Consider the following 9,393-nt stretch of genomic DNA (forward strand, 5'->3'; position numbering starts at 1 on the left):
TCCGAAGACATCGCCGCCGCCGAAAGTCATGGTGCCCATGGCCAGCACGGACACCCGCAGGCCGGACCGGCCCAGTCGCCTGAATTCCATGATGTTCATCCTCCGTCCCCATTGCATGACTACCACGACTGGGGTGGGCTCGCCTCCCAGGCCTCGCAGGCCTCCCAGGCCTCCCAGGCCTCGCAGCTGCGCCAGCGACGAAGCGCGCCCCGCCGGATTCGGTGCGCTCCTAGGTGAGACACGCGCGCAGGCCGAGGGGCTCGCCGCGACCGGTCTCATCGGCACGTTCGTCGAGATGGAGGCCCTAAGCGGTTCACCTTCGAAGACGAGGCGTCGCGTTGAGCGTTGGACCAGCTACGTAATGCCGTTTGGTCAGTCCCGCTGCGGCTCGGCACCGGCGTTGAGAATGTCTGGCGCGGTGCCGTCCCCCGGGTCTCTACGCGTAGGCAGACGAGCCCCCCAGATGCGTAACGAGGTAGTACGTCGGAAGATGGCGTGTGACGCCTTGCGACAGGAGGACGAAATGATCATCCTTAATGTCTTCTTCGACGTGGCTCAGCAGCATGAGGCGGAATTCCTGAAACTGCTGAACAACATGGTGGTGGAGTCCAACAAGGAGGACGGATGCCACCTGTACCAGCTGTGGCGCAACGACCATGATCCGTACAGCTATGCCCTGATCGAGCACTGGGAGTCTCAGGAGCATCTGACCGCGCACGGCAAGACGCCGCACTGGATCCACTTCAACGACACCGTCAACGGCTACCTGAAGTCGGACTACGACGAGCACCACTACGAAGAGATCCCTCGCTGAGTCGAGTGCCCGCGCGACCTGAGCGATGCCGCGGGACATTTGAGAACGGCGTGCAGAGGCGACACCCCCGCACGACGCCTTCAGGCCCCACGACGTCGCTCAGAGGGCCGGCTTCATCGCCCGCCCCCTCCGCTGCGCGTCGGCGTACCGCCGGCCGTCATCACGCCGGCGGCCCGGCTGACCGATACCACGTTTCGCCCGCACTTTCGATTCACCGCAGGACGAAGCGCTGGAAACGCCGAGACTTCATCACACCCGACCGAAGCTCCCAAGCATCATTACGCTCACACCTGGAGGCGATCCGCATGCCTTTCTCCAAGCCCATACAGGGTTTCCGGAACTACTACGAACGCTCCGGCAGCGGCACGCCCGTCGTCCTCGTCCACGGGAATCCGGGCGACCACATGGAGTTCTCGCGCGTGGTTCCGCTTCTGGGCGACGACGTCGACGTACTTACCCCCGACCTGCACGGGTACGGCAAGTCCGACAAGCACCTAGAGAATGTCGGCAATGCCTACTCGCTCACCGGCCAGGTCGACGCCATCATCGCGCTCATCGACGACTTGGGTATCAGCAACGCCGTACTGTGCGGCTACGACGTGGGAAGCTTCACCGTTCAGACCATCGCGATGAAGCGCCCGGACCTTGCGCACTCTCTGGTCATCGCTCCGCCGACTCTTGGGGTCGGACGGCGCATCCTGGAGGAGAGGGCCGTCAACGCCTTCCTGCATGCCATCTTGTACAAGACCCGGCTGGTCGAGGACCTGATCGACGGAAAGCCGGAAGCCGTGCGCGCAGCCTTGCGAGAGAACCTGGAGAGCTGGTCGCCCCCCGGCTCCCCAGCGGTCGACGTACTCCTCGACCACCTCACTGAGAATCACTCGAAGCCGGGCGAATTCGTCGCCAGCGCGATGTGGTTCCGCTACCCCGAGGGCAACCCCATCACCTTCTACGCCAATGAGACGAAACCAGCGCCGGAGGACCGGTTCTCGAAGAACCTCACCATCCTGTGGCCCGACAGCGACGCGCTCTTCCCCACGGAATGGAGCGACACGCTCGACGACTACTACAGCGACTACGATCTCCACTTCATGGAGAACACGGGGCACTTCAGCCCTGTCGACTCCCCGGAGACCTGGGCGGAGCACATCCGCAAGCACGTACAGGCCGCGGCGAAGTAGCCGGGCCGAGGCAGTCCCGTCCTGGGCGGGCGAGGCCAGTCGGCCGCTCCGGCGGTGGACTGCCCACGAAAGCGCACGGCTGCCCACTCCCACACGTACGTGCCTCGAGACGCACCGCCGGCGCATGGGCACGGCATAGGGCGCTCCGCGGGCAGCCTTGCCGTTATCGTCGTGTGTTTCGGTGTGCCGGTTGGAGATGCAGGTGGCGTGTCTGATCGGCTCCGATGAGTGGTGTGTGAACGGCACCGTTGCGCCGACGGAAGGTTCCCTTCGGATGTCCCGGACTGCACCATTCGCCTGGCTCTCGCTGTCCGGGCCCCAGCGGTCACGGCCCTGGCTCTCGGGGGGCGTCGGCTGAAGCCGGACAGCTACGTGCCGACCGCGTACATCACCCGAGAAGTACCGTGCCTGATCTTCAACACAACATCTTCGAGCACCGGACGTCCGAGGGGCCGGCGGCTCGTCGAAGCCCGCGGGTGGCTACGACAAACAGACCATGGCGCGCGACATCAGGGCGTTGCGGTGACACCTCGGTGTGCAGAATCCGATCACGATCGTCAGCCACGACCTCGGCACGCTGGTCGGCTACGCGTACGCCCCCCTATGGCCTGACGAGGTGCTGGGACTGGGAGGTACTGCCAGCTTCTTCCTCCCGATAGCCGAGCAGATGCTCTCAGAGGTCGCCGAGAGCGTTACCGTACGAGCGGTCGAAGACTCTGGTCACTGGATGGCCGAAGAGCAACCGGAGAAACTCCTGGAACGCTTGCGCGAATGGTTCCAGGAAACCGGTGGGTAACCCGCGAAAGGCGACCATGGTCGCAGAGGTGGACGGGGGCAGGCGGCCGCGTTTCCCCGCGAGGCCACCATGCGGGACGAAGAGGGTCGCGGGGGCCCAGTGTCGGCGAGCGAAGACGGCGGCGGAGCGAGCAAGCCAGCGTACGCCGTCGTTGGGTCTCGACGGCTACGCGCCCCTCCTCCGTGTCCGCTGGAGATCTCAGCTCTCAGGTTCCCTCGGCACGACGCGGGAGAAGAACTCCTACGCGGCCTGTGTGTCGGGGTCCCCATTCGTCGTCGCGGACAGTCGCAGCGCTTCGCCTGCCACCTGAGCGACACGCCGAGCAGGCGGTCGAAGGTGCCGCCCATGTGCACATGCGCTCGGTCCGGGTGGGCGCGGCCGCCCAGCATGTCGGCAGCGTGGACGGTAGCCATGGCACGTGCCATGTGCCGGATCCCGGATCTGGCCCGGCCGGTACCAATTTCTCGCCGTCCCACCAGTAGCCGCCGGCCCTGAACAGCAACTCTGCGCCGGACCAGTAAGTGTGCGCTGCCCGAAGGGAGCACGTGGAGCCGTCCGGACGGCGGCATGTTCGCCTGGGTCCGGCTGCCCGACGGCTACGGCGCCTTCCGGCTGCTGCCCCACGCGGTCGCCCACGGCGTCGCCTACATGCCGGGCGTCCCCTTCTTCGCCGGCGCCGTGGACCCACCCACGCTCCGGCTCTCCTTCTCCACGCACGCTCCGCGGGACATCGAGGGGTGGTTGAGCGGCCTCGCCGAGGTGTTTCGCCACCATCTCCGGTGACGTGCCGTGCTCCAGGGCGTAGCCGACCGAACCGGGAGGGTTCGTGAAGACCGCGGTGGGGACTGCCCCGCCGTGGACCGGTCAGCCTCCGTCGGCGATGAGGCGGCAAGGCCGGGTTGTCGGCTGCGGCCGGTCGCCGGGTCCGACGCCGAGGTGATCCGGCCGAGGCAGCAGGGCGGTGACCGGGCGGTTCATCGATCCCGGACGGTCTGGTCGTCCCGGGCAGCCTGGGCGGACACGAGCAGCCGGCTCACCGTCACGGGTGCGGTGCCCGAGCACCCGGTGGGCTGTCCTCGGCCCGGCGGTATCCCCGGTGCCCGTGGGAGCCGCTCGGGCATCGGCGCTCGAACGCCGTGCGTGCGCTCCCTCGCGTCTTGCACGGGGCCTTCTGTCAACGGGCCGGCACGACCAGGGGGATCACCTCGGTGCCGTACCGGGGTGGAGCTTCTCGGCCGGCGCGGACCAGGCCCCCAGGACGCGGTCGACGGTGTGGACGTACCGCCGGACATACGCCAGGCGCGTGCCGCCAGGCACCAACTCGCCCAGGCGGCCCCCGTGGACGAGACGGTCAACGAAGCCGTGGCCTTCACACTCGCCCACCCGCTGACCCTCACCGACCCGGCCCTGCTGGACCGGGCCCTCGCCGTCAACTGGCGCGCCGGCAAACCCTCGTGACCCGGTGAGTGCCCAAAGGGCACGTCGATCCAGCGTGTTCGATGGCCCTGGTGACACATGTGCACGGGGGTGCGAGTGCCGTCGGAGAGATCCCGGCGCGGGACGCGGAACACCATGACGGCTCTGTGATCGACGACACACTTACCGTTTACTTGCCTGATCAAGTACGTGAGTAGGATGCCGACTGCCTTACCGATCCGCTCCCAGAAACCTCTGCTCACCGGTGCGCTGCCGGTACTTGCGGCGCCCGCCTGTCATCGCAGGTCGGACAGCAGAGGCCAGGGCGCACATCAAGGTATGCCCTACTCCACATGCTCCGAGCCGTTCGGAGCCGTCGTCAGGGAAGTAAGTTGCGACAAGAATTCCTCCGAAGACACTGGCACACAGCCGGTGCCGCGCTGATCGCCGGCGCACTCGGGCTGGTCTCGGCGCTGGCCGCCGTGCAGGTCGCCCTGCACGTCGTGATCGCACACAGCAGTGCGTACTTCGACGTTCTCGTGGCGAGACATCTCGCCCCCGACGCCCCCGGCACCGTCGCCGGACTCGTTGCCGGTCACGGGGTGCCCGTCGAATGGCGCATGGCGCCGTTCGCGGGGCACATCACAGCCCCCTGGGTGTTCGAGCACCGCTCCGAACTGCTCCTTGTGGGGTTCGGCCCGCTGCTCGGTACCGCCGCGCTCGGGTGGGTCGTTGCCGCAGCGGCGCGCCTTCTCGCGCTCCCGAAGTGGCCCTTGCTGGCCGCCTCGGCGGGTGCCTACGCCGCCCTCACAGGTATCGCCCAGGTGGCGACCCGTGACCCTGGGGCGGCTTCGGCGATGCAGCTGTCGACGTCCACCGCCTGGGCGGTCGTCGCGGCGGCCGGCTGGGCGCTGGTGGTCGGTGGCGCCGTCGTACGCCTCCACCCCTCGACGGGGCGGCGTCCGGCTCGGGACGTGCGTGCCGCACGACAGTGGGCCGTGCGCGGGACGGCGGTCGCGGCCGCGGTGGCGGTGGTCGCCTCGGTGCTGTCCGCGGGTGCCGCAACAGCGGCGTCCGCCCAGCCGCGACCGCTGCCGAAGTGGCGGGCCTCAGGCGTCGGTGACGCCCTGAAGGAACTGCAGCGTGAGGCCGGCCGCAAGCTCGACGTGGCCAGGAATCCGCAGACGGGTACGCCCTCGGCACTGGGTGGTCTGCGCAGCCGGTTGGCGGGGCACGACGTCCCGGCCTGGCTCCACGCACATGCGAAGCTCTTCGGCGTCGCGGACACCGACGACATGCTGTCGAAGGTCACCGGGCGCGCCCAACTGCCCGACCCGACCGGCGCCCACCACGTCTGGTACGACCAGTCGATCCATGGCGTGCCGGTGTACAACGCCCGGCTGGGCGTGCACCTGGACCGCGGCAACACGACGGTGACCGCCGTCACCAACGGGCTGCGCCCCGACCTGATCCCTCCGGCTTCCACGGTCCCGACGGTACGTCAGAAGGACGCTCTCGCGGTCGCCGGCAAGACGATGCGGCACGCCAGGCCTACCGCGTCTCCGACACTTGTGGTGTACCCCGGCTCACCGGAGCAGGGATACAGGAGCCCCTCGGCCCTCGCCTGGCAGATCGACGTGAGGGACAAGGGCGGGTTCAGCGAACGGGTCTTCGTCGATGCTCTGCACAAGGGAGTCATCGTCGGTGTCCAGCCTCTCACCGAGGCCGCCGCGGCCGCGGTTCCCGACCCGCCGAGGGCGCTGCCGCAGAACGCCACCGAGAACGACCTCAAGTGGGCGCCGGACGTCGACTACGACACCGACGGCTGCTACAACGTCCCGGCGATCGGTCCGGACGGCACCATCTCCCAGGGCCTCGACCACAACAACACCACCACCTCGGCCGACTGCCACGACAAGTCCGATCTGGACAACACCAACGCGTACTCGCGGCAGCGGTGCAACCTCGGATGGTGTATCTACCTTTACGACTACTACTTCGAGAAGGACGTGGCGGCCGACGACAGCGACATCGGGGGGCACACCCACGACTGGGAGCACGTCGCGATCTGGGTGAAGGACGACCAGGCAGAGTACGTGGCCACGTCCGCGCATGGCGAGTACCACGTCCACCCGGCCAGTGAGGTCCGCTGGGACGGCACCCACCCCAAGGTCGTCTACCAGAAGGACGGCGCCTCGACCCACAATTTCCGCCTCGCCAACGAGGGCGACGAGCCGCCGGAGAACGACTACCACACCTGGCGACGCCCGGCGCTCGTCTCCTACAACGGCTTCCCCAATGGACTGCGGGAAAAGCTCTTCGCCGCGGACTTCGGCCACGCGACGATGGGTATCAAGGACTCGGCGTTCCCGAGCAACATCGAGAAGGCGACGCCGATGGTGCCGGGAGAGTGTCACACGTCGCCCACTGGAGCGACCATCTGCGACCCTCCGACCGAGGCTTTCCCGTTCCTCCCCATCGCCGACCAGGGCTCGCCGGGCACCCCGTCGGGCCCGGGTTCCACGCCCAAGGTCCTCTATCGAGCGATCTATGACATGAAGCACCAGACGAACGATGCCGCAGCCGTACAGGTGAGGGAGGAGGGTGGCCCGGCCACCAACGACGCCGACGCGGACGCTGCGTACGACCAGAGTGGGGTGGTCTACAACTTCTACAAGAACAAATTCGGGCGCAACAGCATAGATGGCAACGGCATGTCGCTGAAGTCATTCGTGCACTACGACAAGAACTACAAGAACGCGTCCTGGAACGGCTCGTACATGACGTACGGCGACGGCATGCTGTCGCAGGACGTCTCCGGCCACGAGATGACGCACGGCGTCACCCAGTACACCGCGGGCCTGCAGTACGAGTTCGAGTCCGGTGCGCTGAACGAGAGCATCTCCGACTTCTTCGGTGAGATGACCGAGCGGGCGGCAAAGGGAAAGAACGACTGGCTGGTGGGTTCCGACATGGCGGCCATGGGACCCATCCGGTCCCTGGCCGACCCCACCGTCCACGGTCAGCCGCGACACATGAGCGCGTACTCCGAGACCTGTTCCGACAACGGTGGTGTCCACACCAACAGCGGTATCCCCAACTACGCGTTCTACCGCATGTCCGTTCTCATGGACCCCGATACCACCACGGACATCCTGTGGCGGGCGATGACCCAGTACCTCTCCCCGACGTCGACGTTCGCCGACGCCGGGACGGCCATGGTGACCGCGGCCTCCGACCTCTACGGCCCGACGTCCCGTCAGGCATCCGTGACCAACACGGTCTGGGAGAACGAGGTCGGGGTCACGCCGACCACACCGGACCCGCGGCCTGAAGCATGCAAGTCCGGCTTCGGCTACGTCGTCCACTGCTCGACCATGGAGCAGGTCTACGGTGACTCCGGGGCGCTGGCGGCCGACGGTGCCTCGCTGGAGGACGTGGCCGGCTCGCTGGTCCACATGTATGAGCTCGGCACCGTCTCCGGGTCCCCTGCTGTCACCTATTACGAGAAGGTCTTCCTCGACAACAGGGCCGATTTCGATAACACCCTGGAGCTCAAGGGCCCGCTCCTGGATCAGTTCGTGCGGACGGTCCAGGACCTGGAGCCCGTGTTCGAGGCGGTGGGAACGGACGCGGCCGACGGAGTCATCATCACCCAGGAGCAGATCGACTCGGCCGCCGCTTTCAAGGACGCGCTGGTCACCGCCGCGAACGAGCAAGGCAAGACGCATCTGGCCCAGCTGATCCCCCAGGAGTGGGCCAGGTTCGACGCGCAGCACCTGGTGGGCCTCAGCGTCACCGCGGGCATTCACTACCTCGACGGCATCGCCGAGCAGGTGCCCCCTGCCACCCCGGGACAGGCCGCATCGTCACTCGCCTCGACCTTCGACAACGTGTCGGTCACGCAGGACACCGCCACCGACGCCGGTGACATGGACGGCGGCGGGGCCAGCTTCTCCGCACAGGCGCTCGCCAAGGCGGGTGTCACCCCGGGTTCGACCGTCGCTCACGGGGGTGTGGCCCTGACCTGGCCGTCCACCGCCGGCAGCGGCAAGCCGGACAACACCGTCGCCAACGGTCAGACCATCGCGCTCAGCGGCGCCGGCGACAGCCTCGGGTTCCTGGTCTCGGCGAGCTACGGACCCGCGGGCGGGAAGGGGACCGTCTTCTACTCCGACGGAACCAGCCAGCAGTTCAGCCTGAACAGCCCCGACTGGTTCGGCGGCGACGGTGACGCGGCGATCAGCAGCGCCTACCAGAACCGCGAGGGCAATCACACGTACCAAGGCTCCGCGTACGTCTACTACGCCGGTGTGCCGTTGCAGTCCGGCAAGACACCGGTCAGCGTCCAGCTGCCCAAGGTCAGCCCTGCCGCGGCTCCCGACACGCCCACGCTGCACGTCTACGCCATGGGCCTCGGCAAGGCCGCGATGAGCCTTGAGTCGGCGTTCAACAACATCGCTGTCACCCGGGACACCGCCACGGACCTGGGCGACTTCGACGGTGGCGGGGCGAGCTTCTCCGCGCAGGCACTCGCCGCAGCGGGCGTCACTCCGGGCTCCACCGGCACCCACGCGGGTCTGCGCTTCACCTGGCCCTCCACCGCCGGTGCGACAGCGACCCACGGCACCGGTACCTTCGGTGAGCCCGACAACGCCGTCGCCTCGGGTCAGACCATCGCCGTCGACGGCACCCAGGGCAGTACCCTCGGGTTCCTGGTCTCGGCGAGTTACGGACCCGCGGGCGGGAAGGGGACCGTCTTCTACTCCGACGGAACCAGCCAGCAGTTCAGCCTGAACAGTCCCGACTGGTTCGGCGGCGACGGTGACGTGGCGTTCAGCGGCGCCTACCAGAACCGCAAGGGCAATCAGACGTACCAGGGCTCCGCGTACGTCTACTACGCCGGTGTGCCATTGCAGTCCGGCAAGACACCGGTCAGGGTCCAGTTGCCCGACGTGAGCACAGTGGCCGCTCCCCACACGCCCACGCTCCACGTCTTCGCGATGACGCGCGGCTGACGACCAGCCAGGGGCTTGCTCCCCGTGCCGGGCCGGCCGAGCGTGATCTCGGCCGGCCCGACACGTGCGACCGCAACCGGTCCGGTACCCCCGACCGCGCCACCGGTATCTCGCCGTCGGCAGGACCAGCACCCGGATCTCCCGCTTCGACGGCAGCCAGGGGGATCG

Annotated in this window: 6 protein-coding genes; all 6 read left to right on the top strand. The window is 67.7% G+C overall.

Annotated features, from left to right (window positions below; genetic code table 11):
- The first annotated feature begins 523 nt into the window (after positions 1-523).
- The 6 genes from LG395_RS40770 (at position 524) to LG395_RS40795 (ending at position 9,225) form a co-directional block, all read left to right on the top strand.
- Positions 524-814: a putative quinol monooxygenase gene (locus LG395_RS40770; RefSeq protein WP_030643751.1), complete on the top strand. Its 291-nt coding sequence runs from the start codon at positions 524-526 to the stop codon at positions 812-814.
- A gap of 305 nt (positions 815-1,119) precedes the next feature.
- Positions 1,120-1,995 carry an alpha/beta fold hydrolase gene (locus tag LG395_RS40775; RefSeq protein WP_171159430.1) on the top strand — a complete coding sequence of 292 codons (876 nt, stop codon included), beginning with the start codon at positions 1,120-1,122 and terminating at the stop codon, positions 1,993-1,995.
- Positions 1,996-2,530: 535 nt separating this feature from the next.
- Positions 2,531-2,791 carry an alpha/beta fold hydrolase gene (locus LG395_RS40780; protein ID WP_225814629.1) on the top strand — a complete coding sequence of 87 codons (261 nt, stop codon included), beginning with the start codon at positions 2,531-2,533 and terminating at the stop codon, positions 2,789-2,791.
- A 567-nt stretch (positions 2,792-3,358) separates the two neighbouring features.
- Positions 3,359-3,574 carry a hypothetical protein gene (locus tag LG395_RS40785; protein WP_308071499.1) on the top strand — a complete coding sequence of 72 codons (216 nt, stop codon included), beginning with the start codon at positions 3,359-3,361 and terminating at the stop codon, positions 3,572-3,574.
- A 438-nt stretch (positions 3,575-4,012) separates the two neighbouring features.
- Positions 4,013-4,249 carry a hypothetical protein gene (locus tag LG395_RS40790; RefSeq protein ID WP_225814630.1) on the top strand — a complete coding sequence of 79 codons (237 nt, stop codon included), beginning with the start codon at positions 4,013-4,015 and terminating at the stop codon, positions 4,247-4,249.
- Positions 4,250-4,599: 350 nt separating this feature from the next.
- On the top strand, positions 4,600-9,225 hold the full coding sequence (locus tag LG395_RS40795) for an NPP1 family protein (protein ID WP_225814631.1): 4,626 nt from the start codon (positions 4,600-4,602) through the stop codon (positions 9,223-9,225).
- Positions 9,226-9,393 lie beyond the last annotated feature (168 nt).

Origin of the sequence: Streptomyces spinosus (assembly GCF_020400655.1) — a bacterium.
GTDB lineage: Bacteria > Actinomycetota > Actinomycetes > Streptomycetales > Streptomycetaceae > Streptomyces > Streptomyces argyrophylli.